Source organism: Flagellimonas marinaquae (assembly GCF_003992675.1).
Lineage (GTDB): Bacteria > Bacteroidota > Bacteroidia > Flavobacteriales > Flavobacteriaceae > Flagellimonas > Flagellimonas marinaquae.
This window is the reverse complement of sequence record NZ_RZMZ01000007.1, coordinates 398,663-415,200: the sequence shown is the minus strand read 5'-3', so window position 1 is coordinate 415,200 and position 16,538 is coordinate 398,663. Positions and strand designations below refer to the sequence as shown.

General features: G+C 44.8%; 14 protein-coding genes. 12 read left to right on the top strand and 2 right to left on the bottom strand.

Going from position 1 to position 16,538, the window contains the following annotated elements; translation table 11 throughout:
• Positions 1 to 39 precede the first annotated feature (39 nt).
• The 10 genes from hemE to EO130_RS05340 all read left to right on the top strand — a co-directional run bounded on the left by hemE (position 40) and on the right by EO130_RS05340 (position 8,465).
• Entirely contained in the window at positions 40 to 1,065 is a 1,026-nt protein-coding gene (hemE, locus tag EO130_RS05385) for a uroporphyrinogen decarboxylase (protein WP_127140495.1), read from the top strand.
• Positions 1,062 to 1,553 (top strand): DUF6973 domain-containing protein, encoded by a 492-nt coding sequence (locus EO130_RS05380; RefSeq protein ID WP_417935512.1) that lies wholly within the window; start codon positions 1,062 to 1,064, stop codon positions 1,551 to 1,553. Before hemE ends, EO130_RS05380 begins: the two co-directional genes overlap by 4 nt.
• Positions 1,550 to 2,452, top strand: a complete 903-nt coding sequence (gene hemF / locus EO130_RS05375; RefSeq protein WP_127140493.1) for an oxygen-dependent coproporphyrinogen oxidase — start codon at positions 1,550 to 1,552, stop codon at positions 2,450 to 2,452. The genes EO130_RS05380 and hemF overlap by 4 nt, the downstream gene beginning before the upstream one ends.
• Positions 2,453 to 2,480: 28 nt before the next feature.
• Positions 2,481 to 3,269 carry a PhzF family phenazine biosynthesis protein gene (locus tag EO130_RS05370; protein ID WP_127140492.1) on the top strand — a complete coding sequence of 263 codons (789 nt, stop codon included), beginning with the start codon at positions 2,481 to 2,483 and terminating at the stop codon, positions 3,267 to 3,269.
• Between the two features lie 38 nt (positions 3,270 to 3,307).
• A complete protein-coding gene (locus EO130_RS05365; RefSeq protein WP_127140491.1) occupies positions 3,308 to 3,673 on the top strand; it encodes a four helix bundle protein in 366 nt (121 codons plus the stop codon).
• A 44-nt stretch (positions 3,674 to 3,717) separates the two neighbouring features.
• Positions 3,718 to 4,707, top strand: a complete 990-nt coding sequence (hemB, locus tag EO130_RS05360) for a porphobilinogen synthase (protein WP_127140490.1) — start codon at positions 3,718 to 3,720, stop codon at positions 4,705 to 4,707.
• 95 nt (positions 4,708 to 4,802) lie between these two features.
• Positions 4,803 to 6,110 (top strand): serine hydrolase domain-containing protein, encoded by a 1,308-nt coding sequence (locus EO130_RS05355; protein WP_127140489.1) that lies wholly within the window; start codon positions 4,803 to 4,805, stop codon positions 6,108 to 6,110.
• Positions 6,111 to 6,150: 40 nt separating this feature from the next.
• Positions 6,151 to 7,272 carry a CNNM domain-containing protein gene (locus EO130_RS05350; RefSeq protein WP_127140488.1) on the top strand — a complete coding sequence of 374 codons (1,122 nt, stop codon included), beginning with the start codon at positions 6,151 to 6,153 and terminating at the stop codon, positions 7,270 to 7,272.
• A complete protein-coding gene (locus EO130_RS05345; protein ID WP_127140487.1) occupies positions 7,272 to 7,742 on the top strand; it encodes a methylated-DNA--[protein]-cysteine S-methyltransferase in 471 nt (156 codons plus the stop codon). Before EO130_RS05350 ends, EO130_RS05345 begins: the two co-directional genes overlap by 1 nt.
• A gap of 9 nt (positions 7,743 to 7,751) precedes the next feature.
• Positions 7,752 to 8,465 carry a 3'-5' exonuclease gene (locus EO130_RS05340; protein ID WP_127140486.1) on the top strand — a complete coding sequence of 238 codons (714 nt, stop codon included), beginning with the start codon at positions 7,752 to 7,754 and terminating at the stop codon, positions 8,463 to 8,465.
• Between the two features lie 157 nt (positions 8,466 to 8,622).
• On the opposite strand, the gene EO130_RS05335 is transcribed toward EO130_RS05340, so the two are convergent.
• Positions 8,623 to 10,818, bottom strand: coding sequence for a S8 family serine peptidase (locus tag EO130_RS05335; RefSeq protein WP_127140485.1), 2,196 nt, complete (start codon positions 10,816 to 10,818; stop codon positions 8,623 to 8,625).
• Positions 10,819 to 11,178: 360 nt separating this feature from the next.
• Between EO130_RS05335 and hflX the strand changes: the two genes are divergently transcribed.
• Positions 11,179 to 12,399, top strand: coding sequence for a GTPase HflX (hflX, locus tag EO130_RS05330; RefSeq protein WP_127140484.1), 1,221 nt, complete (start codon positions 11,179 to 11,181; stop codon positions 12,397 to 12,399).
• A 244-nt stretch (positions 12,400 to 12,643) separates the two neighbouring features.
• Here the strand turns inward: hflX and EO130_RS05325 are convergent, their stop codons facing one another.
• Entirely contained in the window at positions 12,644 to 13,576 is a 933-nt protein-coding gene (locus tag EO130_RS05325; protein WP_127140483.1) for a DUF3078 domain-containing protein, read from the bottom strand.
• A gap of 490 nt (positions 13,577 to 14,066) precedes the next feature.
• Between EO130_RS05325 and EO130_RS05320 the strand changes: the two genes are divergently transcribed.
• The gene (locus tag EO130_RS05320) at positions 14,067 to 15,785 is read left to right on the top strand and encodes a BspA family leucine-rich repeat surface protein (RefSeq protein WP_164732877.1); all 1,719 of its coding nucleotides are present in this window, start codon (positions 14,067 to 14,069) and stop codon (positions 15,783 to 15,785) included.
• Positions 15,786 to 16,538: the final 753 nt, after the last annotated feature.

Here is a 16,538-nt window from a genome sequence, read left to right as displayed (position 1 = left end):
AAAGATTCCTGTCTGCACAGGAATGACAAATTAACATTTATGATCAAAAACGACTTGTTCCTAAAAGCATTAAAAGGCGAAACCGTTCAACGTCCACCCGTATGGATGATGCGACAGGCGGGGCGCTATTTGCCCGAATTTATGGAACTCCGAAAAAAATACGATTTCTTCACCCGTTGCCAAACCCCTGAATTGGCATCCGAAATTACCGTTCAGCCCATACGCCGCTACGGTATGGACGCAGCCATTCTGTTCAGCGATATTTTGGTGATTCCACAGGCTATGGACATTGAGGTGCAGATGAAACCTAATTTTGGACCTTATCTGCCCAACCCTGTCCGTTCGCAAGCCGACGTGGACCGTGTCATCGTGCCCGATATTCAAGATTCGCTGGGATATGTGATGGATGCGATTGCCATGACCAAGGAAAAGTTGAACAACGAAGTGCCCTTAATAGGATTTGCAGGCTCTCCGTGGACCATTCTTTGCTATTGCTTAGAGGGACAGGGCAGCAAAAGTTTCGATAAAGCTCGAGGTTTCTGCTTTACCCAACCTCAGGCAGCCCATGAACTGCTTCAAAAAATCACCGACACCACCATTGCGTACCTTAAAGCCAAGGTAAAGGCCGGGGTAAATGCTGTGCAGGTTTTTGATTCCTGGGGAGGGATGCTATCACCACAGGACTACCAAGAATTTTCTTGGAAATATATTCAGCAAATTGTCGATGCGTTAAAAGACGAAGCGCCAGTCATCGTTTTTGGCAAAGGATGCTGGTTTGCTTTGAAAGATATGGCGAACTCCGGGGCTTCTGCTGTTGGAGTGGATTGGACGTGTTCCGCACAAAACGCAAGGTATTTGACAGGCGGAAATATAACCCTCCAAGGCAATTTTGATCCCGCCCGTTTGCTTTCACCCCCCGAGAAGATTAAGGAAATGGTCACACAAATGATACGTGATTTTGGAAAGGACAAGTATATTGTAAACTTGGGCCATGGCATATTGCCCACCATTCCCGTAGAAAATGCAAAGGCGTTTATTGATGCCGTAAAAGAATTCAAAGGGTGAACCTTTTCGCAGCACTAAAACGGGTTGATTTCAAAAATATACTAAAAGTTATATGTATTGGGTTAAGCCGACCCCATTTGGTGCTGCCCACCATAAAGGCTACCAAAGATTGCATCGCCATCTCTACCCAAAATTATGGGAAACTGCATCATAAAAATGGTCCGGCGAACGCGTTTAGACATGCTTTTTGGAATTATTTGATTGCGAAAAGGTGCTTCAATTGGCACAAAAACGAAAAGACCGTTTTAGCTTGGGCCAAAAAAGTCACCGATTGGCACGAAGATTCATTTCCAAACCAACCCTTACCTAGGACCATGGATTTGCACAATAATGAGGTCGGTCGTTTGGTTTTTGCCGAGCAGGGGCAAAAATCAGAGCAGGAAATTGTAGCATTCATGAAGCAAATGACCTCAGAATCTATTAAAATTGATTCAAAAACAATACTTTCTGAATACAAAAACCGAATGGTACATATTTTGGAACAATGAAAGATAAATTTTACGAATACATTCAACAATTACAAGATAGCATTACCTCCAAATTGGAAGAACTGGACGGAACGGCCAAATTTCAACAGGATTTTTGGGAGCGTGAAGAAGGTGGAGGGGGCAGAACCCGTGTGATTGAAAACGGTACTGTTATTGAAAAAGGTGGTGTCAACATTTCTAAAGTACACGGACCGCTGCCCAAAAGCATGCAAAATTACTTTGGTGTGGAAGACGTGGATTTCTTTGCTTGTGGCCTTAGTTTGGTAATTCACCCTAAAAGTCCAATGGTTCCCACCGTACATGCCAACTGGCGGTATTTTGAGATGTATGACAAGGATGGGAACATCGTAGATCAATGGTTTGGTGGCGGGCAGGACCTCACCCCATACTATTTGTTCGATGAGGATGCCGTTCATTTTCACGCTACTTGTAAAAAAGCGTGCGATGCGCATCATCCAGAATTTTACCCTACCTATAAAAAGAAATGTGACGAATATTTTTGGAATGCTCATCGAAATGAAGCCCGTGGGGTTGGCGGATTATTTTTCGATTACTGCAAGGCTACCGATACGACCAGCATGGAAGATTGGTACAATTTTGTTACCGAGGTCGGAGATAGTTTTTTGGATGCCTACGCACCTATTGTTGAAAGAAGAAAAGACCTTCCCTACTCAAAAGAGCAACGGGACTGGCAAGAAATTCGTCGTGGTCGCTATGTGGAATTCAATTTGGTGCACGACAAAGGCACCCTCTTTGGGCTTAAAACCAATGGCCGTATCGAAAGTATTTTGATGAGTTTACCACCGCACGTACAGTGGAGATACGACCATCATCCGGAGAAAGGAAGTGAGGAGGCCAAACTGATAGAAGTGCTAAAAGAGCCGAAAAATTGGGTTTAATCCGTAGTTTTGATAGCAAACCTAGCTTATGAGACAGAAAATATATCAAATCGATGCCTTTACCAATCGGACTTTTGGCGGTAACCCGGCCGCCGTCTGCATCCTGAATTCGTGGTTGAGCCCAGAGATGATGCAAAAGATAGCCCAGGAGAATAATCTGGCAGAAACTGCTTTCGCAGTCAAAAAAGATGAGCAGTACGAGCTACGTTGGTTTACCCCAGAAGTGGAGGTGGATCTTTGCGGTCATGCCACCTTGGCCACTGCCTTTGTGCTGTTTCACTTTTACGAATTCGAAGAAGATACCATTCAGTTTTATTCGCCTCGCAGCGGCAACCTAACCGTTAGTAAGGCCGATAATGGTTGGCTTACCTTGGATTTCCCAACGGACCACCTGATTGCCATTCAAAATATTGACGAGTTGGATACTGCTATTGGACACAGTCCAATAAAAACCTTAAAAGGCAAAACCGACTACTTGATGGTCTATCGTTCCCAAAAAGAGATAGAAGCTTTGAAACCCAACCATCATTTGTTGGCGCAATTGGATGTTCGGGGAGTTATTGTGACGGCACCAGGGGACGAAGTGGACTTTGTTTCCCGCTTTTTTGCCCCGGCCTGCGGTGTTCCCGAAGACCCAGTAACCGGTTCGGCCCATACCTCTTTGGTCCCGTATTGGACTGAAGTTCTTCAAAATACCAAAATGACGGCCAAGCAACTTTCCAAAAGGGGAGGCGATTTGGTCTGTGAATATTTGGGCGACCGGGTAAAAATATCAGGCAAAGCCGTACTTTATTTGACCGGGGAAATAGACATCTAAAAAAACAGCTCTCAGTTCGAAGCAATAAGCGCTAAGCTATGGGTAACTATAAAAATTATAAGGTTTGGGAAAAATCACATCAACTGGTGTTAAAAGTATATGGGTTGACCTATGATTTTCCAAAATCAGAGCAGTATAATTTAACCTCCCAAATGAACAGAGCTTCCGTTTCTATTCCAACAAACATTGCTGAAGGTTGTGGAAGGGAGACCCAAAAGGAATTTATTCGGTTTCTCTATATTGCTTCAGGTTCGGCCCACGAATTGGATTATCTTTTGCTATTGGCTTCAGAATTGGGATATATTGAATCAGAAACATCCAGAAATATTATTTCTGAAATAGACGAAATCAAGAAAATGCTGGCAGCATTGATCAACACCATTAAAGAATCACTAAAAACTTAAACGAAACAGCTTGAAGCTTAAGGCTTATAGCTTAAAACTAAATTATGTACCCACTTATACGAAATAGAAGACTCCGTGCCTCTGAATCCATCCGCAGGCTGGTGCGGGAAACCACTTTGACGCCTGATGACTTTTTAGTGCCGCTCTTTGTGACCGAAGGAAAGGGAATCCGGGAAGAAATTCCATCTATGCCCAACTATTTTAGGTTGAGCTTGGACCATTTGGAGAAGGAAGTAAAGGAACTTTGGAAAATGGGATTGTGTTCCGTGCTTCTTTTCGTGAAAGTGGACGATAAACTGAAGGACAACAAAGGAACAGAGGCCCTTAACCCCAATGGTTTGATGCAGCGCGCCATAAAAACAGTGAAAAATGCCTGCCCTCAAATGTTGGTGATGACAGATATTGCCCTTGACCCCTTTTCATCCTACGGTCATGACGGTATCGTGGCAGAGGGAAAAATCCTGAATGATGAAACCGCCGAAGTTCTGGCCGAAATGAGCGTGTCCCACGCCCAAGCAGGGGCGGATTTTGTGGCTCCCAGCGATATGATGGATGGAAGAATCTTGACCATTCGCGAAGCCTTGGAAGATGAAGGGTTCATCAATACGGGCATTATGGCCTATTCTGCAAAATATGCCAGTGCCTTTTATGGCCCGTTCCGGGATGCATTGGATTCCGCACCAGTGGACATTGCCAATGTGCCCAAGGACAAGAAAACCTATCAAATGGATTATGCCAATCGGTATGAAGCCATTAAGGAAACTCAAATGGATATTGATGAAGGTGCAGATATCGTAATGGTGAAGCCGGGTTTGTGCTATTTGGACATTGTTCGGGAAATCAAAAATGAGGTCGAAGTCCCCGTTGCCGTTTACCAAGTTTCCGGGGAGTACGCCATGGTAAAAGCCGCTGCCGAAAAAGGTTGGTTGGACCATGATGCCGTAATGCTGGAACAGCTCACGGCCATCAAAAGGGCTGGTGCCGATATAATCGCTTCGTATTTTGCTAAAGATGTAGTAACCTTAATAAGTTAATTCTTTTTCGTCGCCCTGAGCGCCCGCCTGCGGCAGGCAGGCAGTCGAAGGGTTGCGAAGGATTTTATCCGAACTTTGGGTTAAACCTCGACCATATGAAAAAACTGGTGGTTTCGTTCCTTTTCATCACTTTAGTGATGCCCCATGCTTTTGCCCAACGCGAGCTTATCCATGCCTTGCCATCCCACTTAGGGTTCGATGAGGCTTTCATCCACCACAAGGTGGATTCCATCATGGAAATGGGCATCGATAGCTTGGCTTTTCCCGGGGCACAGCTCTTGGTGGCCAAGAACGATACCATTATTTTCCACAAAGCCTATGGTTTCCATACCTACGATAGCATTCAACCCGTGGCTTTGAACAATCTGTACGATTTGGCCTCGGTCACTAAAATTTCTGGGGCCTTGCCGGCCTTAATGAAATTGGTGGACGAGGGAAAGCTCGATTTGGACCAACCCTTCAGCACATATTGGAAGCCTTGGCGACACCGAAAAGACAAAAAAGACCTCACCCTTCGGGAAATTTTGGCGCATCAAGCAGGATTGGTGCCCTACATCGTGTTTTTGCAAAAAGTGCTACGGAAGAATGGTACCCTCAAAAAGCGTTTTCTACGTGCGTCATACAACAACCGTTTTACAGGGCAAGTGTACGATGGACTTTACATCAACCCCCGTTTTGAACGAAAGATGAACCGAATCATCAATCGCTCCAAGGTCTCGGACGAAAAGAAATATGTGTATTCGGGACTTACGTTCTTGATTTTTCCCCAATTGATTGAACAACTTACGGGAACCGACTACCAGACCTATTTGGATAAAAACTTCTATCAACCTTTAGGTTGCCATACGTTGGGATACCTTCCAAAGGAAAGTTATTATGGAAACGCCATTGTACCTACCGAAATGGACACCTTGTTTCGAAAAACGGTGGTGCAAGGTTGGGTACACGATGAAAATGCATCGCTTAAGGGCGGTGTTTCCGGTAATGCCGGTCTATTTGGAACAGCGGACGACCTCGCCAAGTTGATGCTGTTTTATCAGAATTACGGCATAGTTGATGGCCAACAATTGATTTCAGCCGAAACCGTAAAAGAATTTACCGAAGTACAATATCCCGAAAACGAAAACCGACGTGGCTTGGGATTCGACAAGCCGCTGCTGAACAATTCGGAACTCCCGCTTAGCGAAGCCTACCCCTCCCCCTTGGCCAGCCCTAAAAGTTTTGGACATTCCGGATTTACGGGAACTTTCGTCTGGGCCGACCCTGAAAACAGGCTGACCTTTATTTTTCTATCCAACCGCGTTTATCCGTCCCGTAGCCATCGTCAATTATATGAACTGAACATCCGAACCGCGCTTCAGGATGTTTTTTACAAAGCTATGGCATTACCCATTCAAAATTGATTCCTATTCCCTATCTTGGTACAAAAGATTCGGCCATCCTATGGGACTACTCATTTTTTACGCCCTCATTTCCATCTTCTTTTCCTTTTTATGCTCCATTTTGGAGGCGGTATTGCTCAGTGTCACACCAACCTTTATCAATCTGAAGAAGCAAGAAGGGAAATATTACGCAGCCACATTGGAATCCCTTAAAAAAGATGTGGACAAACCGCTTATCGCCATATTGACCTTGAACACCATCGCCCACACCGTGGGAGCCATTTTGGTAGGGGTACAGGCCAAGGTAGCCTATGCGGAAATCTACGGAACAACAGAACGCACACTTTTTGGTTTTGCATTTACGGAAGATTTGATGGTCGGAATTGTCTCCACCCTGATGACCATTTTAATTCTAGTGGCCTCAGAGATCATTCCAAAGACCATTGGAGCGACTTTTTGGAAGCAACTGGCCAACTTTACCAGCAAGTCGTTGAACATTATGGTATTCGTCTTAAAATGGACAGGGTTACTGTGGGTATTGCAACTATTTACCAAACTTGTTGGTGCCAAAGGCGGGCACGGCAGCGTGCTGAGCCGTGAGGATTTTAGCGCTATGACGGAAATCGCTCACGAGGAGGGAGTTTTTAAGGAATCAGAGTCCAAGATGATTAAAAACCTGCTCTACTTCGATGAAATCTTGGCACGCGACGTCATGACTCCGCGTACCGTGATGAAAGTAGCGTCCGAGGATATGCCCATCAAGGAGTTTTTTGAGAAAAATAGACCCCTACGGTTTTCCCGCATACCCCTGTACAAAGATCGGATGGACAACATTACCGGTTTCTTTCTTAAGGATGAATTGTTGGAAGCCATCGTAAACAAAAAGGGGAACGAAACCTTGGCCACCATCCGCAGGGAATTGTTGGTGACCAACCGAAGCAAGTCCATCAACGACCTTTTCAAAAAATTTGTACAAAAACGCGAACATATTTCTTTGGTGGTGGATGAGTATGGCTCGGTGAGCGGTTTAGTGACCATGGAAGATGTGATAGAGACCCTGCTCGGATTTGAGATAATGGATGAAAGCGACAACGTGGAAGACCTCCAAAAGCTGGCTCGAAAGAACTGGCATGCCCGAGCCAAGCGATTGGGAATTATTGAAGATGAAGATGAAGTAGACTAATGGAACATGCTTACGTACAGACACCTATCGGAACGGTAGAGCTATTGGGCGATGAAAATGGGCTGGCTTCGATTACCGTATTGGAGAGTAAAAAACCAAAAGGTACAATTCCAACGGTTTTAAAGGATGCCGTTGAGCAACTTCAAGAATATTTTGACGGAAACCGAACGGTATTCGATCTTCAACTCAATCCTTCGGGAACAGATTTTCAAAAAAAGGTTTGGGAAGCCCTTTTGCAAATTCCCTTTGGAAAAACCATTTCTTATTTGGAACTTTCCAAACAACTCGGTGACGCAAAGGCCATTCGTGCAGTAGCCTCGGCCAATGGCAAAAATCCACTTTGGATTGTGGTTCCCTGTCACCGTGTAATCGGAACCAACGGAAACCTCACAGGATATGCAGGCGGACTGCATAGAAAAAAATGGTTATTGGAACACGAGAGTCCTGCAAAGCAGACGACTCTTTTTTAATGTATTGCCATGCTTTATAAACTTAACCTGGAGCATATCCTCTTTTTGGATATCGAGACCGTACCACAACACCCAAATTTCACTGATTTGGAGGAAACTGCCCAACTTTTGTGGGCACAGAAAACACAGTACCAACGCAAGGACGAATACACACCCGAAGAATTTTACGAACGGGCGGGCATTTGGGCCGAATTCGGTAAAATTGTTTGTATCTCCGTGGGCTATTTTGTGCACAAGGGAGAAAATCGAAATTTTAGGGTCACCTCCTTTCACGGCGATGAAATTGAAATTCTTAAACAGTTCAAGCAGCTACTGCAAGACCATTTTAGCCACACCAAGCACCTCTTATGCGCACACAATGGCAAAGAGTTCGATTTCCCCTATATCGCCCGTAGAATGGTGATACAAGGTATCAATCTTCCCTACAAACTCGACCTGTTCGGAAAAAAACCGTGGGAAGTTCCCCATCTGGACACCATGGAGCTTTGGAAGTTTGGCGACTACAAACACTATACTTCTTTAAAATTGCTCGCTTATGTGCTCGGGATTCCATCCCCTAAAGAAGATATGGATGGCAGTATGGTAAAGGATGTGTTCTATAAGGAAAAGGACATTGACCGAATCATTAATTATTGCGAATTGGACGTAGTGACCACGGCCCAAGTGTTCTTGCGACTTCAGAATGAGGAGTTATTGCATGATGATGAAATCAAAAAAGTTTAGAAATTAAAAATGAAACAGGAGCCAAGAACCAAGAGGGCAGCGTTTTGAACTTGATGTTTGAATTTGAACTTTTCAAATGGATTCCGTGTTGTGCTTCGACTCATTTCGATTCGGCTCAATGACCACCGCTCAGCAACCGTGCGGAACGACATCAAAATCAGTTTTTATAAAACTTCGTGCTCTTAATGCCCGCATAATCTTGGACTACCAAAACGTACAATCCGGAAGAAAGAGATGATACATTGATGGAACCTTGGGTTTTCCCTTTTTGGATTACATTCCCAGAAGTGGTCACAATGGAAAATTCAGCATCTTTTGACAGTTCAGCGTTCAGATTTAAATAATCCACTGTGGGGTTTGGGTAAACGGATATAGTCAACTCTTGCGGAATAAACATAGGTGCGTTTGCGATCAGTGTGGTTTCAGCTCCATTAAACTCAAACTCGATAGGTTCCGAAAACTCGGACACCACATTTTCGGTACAAATGGAACGAACACGAGCCTCATATACCTTTCCAACTTCCAAGTCCGTAAGTTCAAACTTGCTTTCCCAAATCAGTTCACTGTTCCAGTCGTCCGAATCCACACTTTTATACTGAATCTCGAAAAGGGTTTCTTCGGCTTCGTTCCAAGAAAGGGAGGCTCCATCTTCCGAAGCATTGTCCAAATCCAAATTGGAAGGGGTTTCAATGGAACATTCAGAAACTTGGGCTCCGGTAACGATCAATGAAAAATCTTGAACACCGTTCGTCAGTGTCCCTTTATGGGAGATGGTAATGGTATAAGTTCCACTTGCCTGTTCCACTTCTACCCGCTCAAAGGGGTCAACTAAATTGTCGCCTCTAGTGGCAGCATCGTTTGCTTTGGCTGGATTCAGTTTCCAAGGAAAATAGGTCTTCCCATCCTTGGTGATTCGAATGTCCAAATCATTTACCAAAGCAGCTACAGTGCTGTTCAATTCTCCTCGGTTAATGGCTTCGGATGCTGGGTCTGTCCACGAAATAGAGGCCATCAGCGGAACTCCTTCCATCGCATTTACGGTTATGGTGTAGGTTTCTCCATTGGATAAGCGCTCTTCGTTTATCAAGGTGTTGTATTCTTTATTTTGAAGGACCTCTGCGGCAGTTTTGGCGTTCATAATGCCCCAACCCATTTTGTAATCGGGTCCCTTGGCATCCACATCATCGGCGGTATGAAGTGCAAGACCTTTTAGGGTGGCTGCTTTCATGTATTTACCAAATAGTTCTTCGTGGTATTGTTGCAACAACAAAAGTGATCCTGTCACCCCAGGAGCGGCCATGGACGTTCCCGAAGAAACTTGATAACTGCTATTGGTAGCGGAACTGGTGGAAAGAATGTTTCCGCCATCTCCGGCCAAGTCGGGTTTTACCCGTCCGTCGTCCACTGGGCCAAAGCTACTGTACCCGGCAACAGATGCCTTTTTCAAGTCCCCGTTACCATCAATTTCAGTATTGGCACCAGCAACGGTCAAACCATTTTTAGTAGTAGTAAAGCCCAACAACAAATCGAACCCGTCAGCGGTTTTTCCAAAGTTGGGCGCTTCGTTATCATAAGACTTTTGGGCATTGCCCGCGGCGGTCACCATTAAATAGTGTGGCGCGTTGTACATGATTCGGTCCCAATCTTGGGTAACTTTAATGTAAGCTCCAAAATACCAATCGGGCACACGGTCCGATAGTATTCCGTAGGAATGGTTGCTCAACAAAAGTCCGCTGGCAGCAGCTTCCGCCACTTCTATTTTATCACGGCTCCAGTCGTGGGTCAGGGCCTCTGCGCCGTAGGCTACCCCTCTAGCACTGGGCTCCACACCGGCGGAGATTAGATTTCCCGTTACCAAGGTGGCATGCAGGCTCACCTCATCGGCTTGGTCGGCATTTTTTGCCCGAACATCAAATTCTTGATGGGAGGCCAAGGCAACACCGGAATCCCAAACACCTACTTGCATATGGGTTCCTGAAAGCCCTAAATTAAGAAGACCCTTATCATAAAGGGTATGCGCCCTAGAAGTTTGGGATGTAGGATCGTTTAAGGTGGTATAAAATAATGGGGTGCCATCGGTACCGATATCTTTAAGCGCAATGTCTGTACCATCAGCTCTTTTCTCTGAAGCTAAAATACTTTTGGATTTGACGAACTCACCTATTTGATTTAGTTTGGACTGATAATCAGCTTCCATCTCAGAAATAAATGATGACATTTGTCCTTGATGATGGTCAAGACTAACTTGTTCTTTGGTATCTCGGGATTGTCCTTGGATGGAACCCACGCCCAAAAGCGAAAATAAAATGGAGAAGATTGCTCCCTTAGCCGAAAAAGGAAATCTGTAGTCCATAATAGTTTAAGTTTAGGTAAGATTTGGACTACGAATATATGAGAAAACGTAAGTATTATCGATAAAATTCCTACTTTATTCGATGAAATACATAGTGATTTACGGATTTTTGTTGTGAAAATTAACTTTTATGATGTGTAGTCATATTCCTACTAATATTAATATTGCCCTTTGAGCCCAACATTCACATTTCTAGATTGGTATGCTGCCGACAAGGACATCACGCCCAAAAACACATTGCATCGCGGACTGCTTGGTTGTAGCAATGCCCATCCAAAGGTTGTTATGATATGCTCCTTAATCTCAAACTACAAAAATAGCTGCCAAACATTGTGTAAATTTGTATCCTAAACTCATTTGATGCTAGAAAAGAAGTCCATAGAATATGAAAAGGCGATTCTGATCGGGGTATTGAACCAACATCAGAATGAAGAAAAGGTAAAGGAGTACTTGGATGAGTTGGAGTTTTTGACCTACACGGCCGGTGGCGAAGTAGCAAAGAGATTTGTCCAGCGCATCGATGTGCCCAATCCCAAAACCTATATCGGTAGTGGTAAAATGGAAGAAGTACGTCAATATGTGAAGGAACATGAAATCGGCTCCGTCATTTTTGATGATGAACTCTCCCCTGCCCAACAAAACAATATTGAAAAACTGCTCCGGTGCAAAGTCTTGGACCGAACCAGCCTTATTTTGGATATTTTTGCCCAACGGGCACAGACCAGTTACGCCCGTACCCAAGTGGAACTGGCGCAGTACGAATATCTTTTACCTCGACTAACCGGACTTTGGACACACTTGGAGCGACAACGTGGTGGTATTGGAATGCGCGGACCCGGTGAAACGGAGATTGAAACGGATAGACGTATCGTGCGTGACCGCATTGCCCTGCTGAAAAAGAAACTCGCAAAAATCGACCGACAGATGGAAACCCAAAGGGGCAACCGGGGTTCCTTGGTGCGCGTGGCCTTGGTAGGCTACACCAATGTGGGCAAATCTACCTTGATGAACGTGATTAGCAAAAGTGATGTATTCGCGGAGAACAAGCTCTTTGCAACCTTGGACACTACGGTTCGTAAAGTGGTATTGGGCAACCTCCCCTTTTTATTGAGCGATACCGTGGGATTCATACGGAAGCTACCTACACAACTGGTAGAAAGTTTTAAAAGTACCCTCGACGAGGTTCGGGAAGCCGACCTCCTATTGCATGTTGTTGATATCTCCCATCCCAATTTTGAGGAACACATCGCCTCCGTTAACCAAATTTTGGACGAAATTGACAGCTCGGACAAGCCATGCATCATGGTCTTCAACAAAATCGACCAGTACAGACCCGAAACCATAGACGAAGACGACCTCGTCACGGAAAAAACCACGGCTCATTTTACCTTGGAAGATTGGAAAAAAACATGGTTCAACAAGATTGGGGACAAAGCACTTTTTATCTCCGCATTAAATAAGGAAAATCTGGATGAATTCCGTAAACGGGTCTACGATGCTGTAAGGAACATTCATGTAACCCGTTTCCCCTACAACAACTTTTTATATCCAGAGCATCTGGATGAATATAGCGAAGAGTAGACTTTATCGATGAACGGCAATATATTGCCTGTTTCACAACATTTTTGGACCTGTTCACAACAAAAGTTTAGGGAGTGACCACAGATGACCTACTTTCACTTTGTTTTTAAGTCATTTTAGTGTCACACGCAGATCTTGCAGATCTTAACCTACTTAGACCATGGTCTTAAAAACTTGAAAAACATTTTTCACCCCACAAAAAAGCCCTTTAAAAAGGGCTTTTTTTGTTCCGAAGGGGTTCGTGTTAAAACTTATAGCTCAACCCTAGGGTCCAATACGTTTGCAATTCGTTGTCGATGGTGTCAAAAGTGGCATCCGGATTGGGCGTAGGAGCATTGTTCACGATATAATTGAGTGTTTCCTGATTGTTATTCCTCAAACCAAAATCAAAACCCACCCCGATCATTTTCCAAAGCGTATAACTAAATGAATTGATCCAGGTCCAATTGCTCAAGTCGCTGCTCTCGTAGCTCTGAAAAAGGGAAAGGTTACTCTTAAAACTTACTGCCCCGATCTGTTTGGTATAGTCCGCAACAATCTTGGCACCCATAGACGATTCAAAAATGGCATCCTCGCTGCTGAATACAAAGTTGTAGTTGAGCGGATGGATGACCACCACCAAATCCGAAATTGGGGTCCACGTGGCACCCACACCTAAATCTAAATAACCGGGGTCGTTAAAATTGCTCAATAGCGTGGTACGGTATTCGGCCAGGGCGGAAATCGCGAACTTTTCGCTCAATTTCCTACCGTAGAGCGAAGAAATATTGAACACATCTGTAGCCTGGCGAAAGCTATCATTGTCGGTAGGGTCGTCCTTGTCGTCCAACTTTACCCAAGCCAAGTTCAAGTTGGCCGAATTTCTCCAAAAAAACTTTTCCTCTTGCAAATTGGCAAAGGCATTTACGGTAAACCCTATGTTACCGGAGGAGTTGTTGGGAATGCCTTGGGCAAACCAGTTGTTGAATTCCGATATACTACCACCAATAGTTCCGAACGCGCCCACTTTCCAGCCAGGCAGGGCATCCAATTTGGCCTGTAGAGCGTCCACCCGCTTTTGAATGGCGGCAATGGAATCCTTTTTGGGAGCTATCTGTGCTTTCAGTTCTTCTTCCGTCTGCGCTGTTACTGTGGACAACGCAAAACAGGCAACAATGGCAAAAAACAATTTTTTCATAGTATGGAGTTTACTGTTTAGACCGTAAAAATAAGAAATGTCACATGGCGACCGCTCATTTGGGGCCAACAAATGGTTCTCGGTTTGAGGTTTGAGGTTTAAGGTTTAAGGTTTAAGGTTTAAGGTTTAAGGTTTAAAAGGTGATTTTTTTTTGAGATTTTCAGCAAGCCGAATCGGCTTAGTCATTTTTGAATTGCTCAATTGCCCACTGCATACTGCATACTGAACCACTACCTACTCCTAACTCTGAACTCTCAACTCCCGACTTCCGACTTCCGACTCCTGACTCCTGACTCCTGACTCCTGACTCCTGACTCCTGACTCCTGACTTCTAAAATCTCATTTCCAACCCCAAAAATCTACCCTCCCAAAAAAATCCGTCAGATCAAAACGGGCATCCGTCAGATCGGAAGGGGCATCCGTCAGATCGCACCCGTTTATGAACCCAAAATACCGCATCTTGCTTCTTATTTCTATAAAATTGAATCTTATGAAACACAAAAAATTGTTATGGTCGCTTTTGGCCATCATCGTAATGTGGTCCTGTGGAAAGGACGACGACCCAGCACCTCCGGCGCCGACTGCTGCGCCCACCATTGCCAACTTTACCCCTGAATCTGGGCCAGTGGGCACCGAAATCACCATTAACGGTACCAACTTTAGCACCACCGCGGCGAGCAACACCGTAAAGATTGGTAGCGCTACGGCAACGGTTACCGCTGCCACGGCCACCCAGCTCAAGGCCACCGTGCCCACAGGTGCCACCACGGCCAAGGTGACCGTGACCGTGGGCGGGAATACAGCCACAAGCACCAAGGACTTTACCGTGACCACTACTGGTGGTGACGACCCTACCAACGAAGCACCCACTGTGGAAGACCAAAGCTTTGAGGCGGAAGAAGACATCGCCGACAATGTGATCATTGGCGAACTCGAAGCTTCTGACTCCGAAGATGATACCTTGACGTTTGCTTTGACAGATAACCCGGACGACCTATTTGAAATCTCTGCAGCGGGCGTACTTACTTTGGCCGAAGGCAAAAGCCTGGATTTTGAGACCACTACGGAGCATGCTCTCACCGTAACCGTAAGCGACGGCACCAACGAACCCGTTGAGTTTACCGTGACCGTGACCGTGACCAACGTGATTGAAAGCTTATTTGATGACCCCGCTTCTTTTATCACCAAATGGGAGGTGAGTGCAGGACAAACACTGAAAATAGGAGTTAATCAAGACTTTGATTTTGATTACACTATTGCTTGGGGAGATGGTACCGAAGAAAACATTAATACCAACGAATTTCCATCCCATGTGTATCAAAATTCTGGAACGTATTTAGTTGCTATCAAAGGTACTTTTCCAGGACTAAGGATGTACTATAACAATAATGATGGTATTTCTAGGTTGTCTTTAGTAGATGTAGTACAGTGGGGTACAAATTCATGGAAAATTATGACAAGAGCTTTTTTTGAATGTGATAATTTAGAAAAGTTTAGTGCAACCGATATTCCCGATTTTACGCAAGTTACAAATTTTAGTGCTTTTTTTGCAGGCTGTGACCAATTTAACGGTGATATCTCAAATTGGAATACCAGTAACGTGACCAATATGAGGTCTATGTTTGCTGGAACTAAAGCCTTTAATCAGGATCTCTCTGGTTGGATGTTTACAAGTGTTACCGATATGGGGAGAATGTTCGAAGGTGCATCTGCCTTTAACCAAGATATTTCGGGTTGGACAATAAATAAAGTCACTGATATGTCCTATATGTTTAGTGGAGCAACCGCCTTTAACCAAGATATTGGCGGTTTGGATGTGAGCAGTGTTACTAATATGAGTTACATGTTTGATGGAGCTACCGCCTTTAACCAAGATATTGGCGGTTGGGATGTGAGCAGTGTTATCGACATGAGCTATATGTTCAAGGATGCAGCTGCCTTTGACCAAAACTTAGGGACTTGGGAGTTTGTGAGCGAACCCGATTTGACAGGTCTTTTCGATGGAGATAATGGCATGAGCGTAGAAAGCGTGAATGCCACCATCCTCGGTTGGGCCAATTATGTAAGCACCAATGGAGGCCCTGGCGGGCTAACAGTTGGAATGGGCACACGAAACCTTTGTGGTCAAGAGGTTGTCGAAGCTTTAGGAGTACTGGCAAATAACAACTGGAACTTTACTGGAGGTGATTTACAATTGGAATGTAACTAACCCCTAGTCTAGAGTATCTACAGACTTTTGAAAACAATTAACCACCGGCGGCCTTCGGGTTTCCGGTGGTTTTCTATTACGTGCGGTTGCTAAGCACGGGTCATTGAGCGCCCGCCTGCGGCAGGCAGGGAGTCGAAATGAGTCGAAGCATGACACGGAATCCATTTGAAAAGTTCAAATTCAAACATCAAGTTCAAAAAACTGCCCTCTTGGGTCTTGGCCCCTATTTCTTGGCTCCCCACTGAACTAGGTTGTCATTCCGTGCGGTTGCTGAGCGTAGTCGAAGCATGATGCGGAATCCATTTTTACGGGATGCTGAAACCAGTTCAGCATGACGGTAAGAGGTCATTTCGACATGAGGCAAGAAGTGACGATGGAGAAATCTGATTGAAAAACTCAAGTTCAAGTTCAAGTTTCAAGTTCAAATAACTGCACTCTTGGCTCTTGATTCTTGATTCCTGCCTCTTGGTTCCTTTAAAGATCTCGACTGCCTACTGCAAACTGCTCACTGATCCCCGACTCTTTACCCGTAACTCGCAACTCCAAACTAATAACCCCTAACTTCCGACTTCGGACTTCCCACTCATAACTCTTAACCCATAACTCTGAACTCCTAACTCCCGACTGCAAACCGTCTACGTCCACTAAACCAAGTCTATTTTCTATCGTCTTTGCTCTCTTGAATCTTGATTCCTGCCTCTTGGCTCCTGTCAAGATTTCTCGATCGCCCCCTCGACTCATTTCGACTTCGCT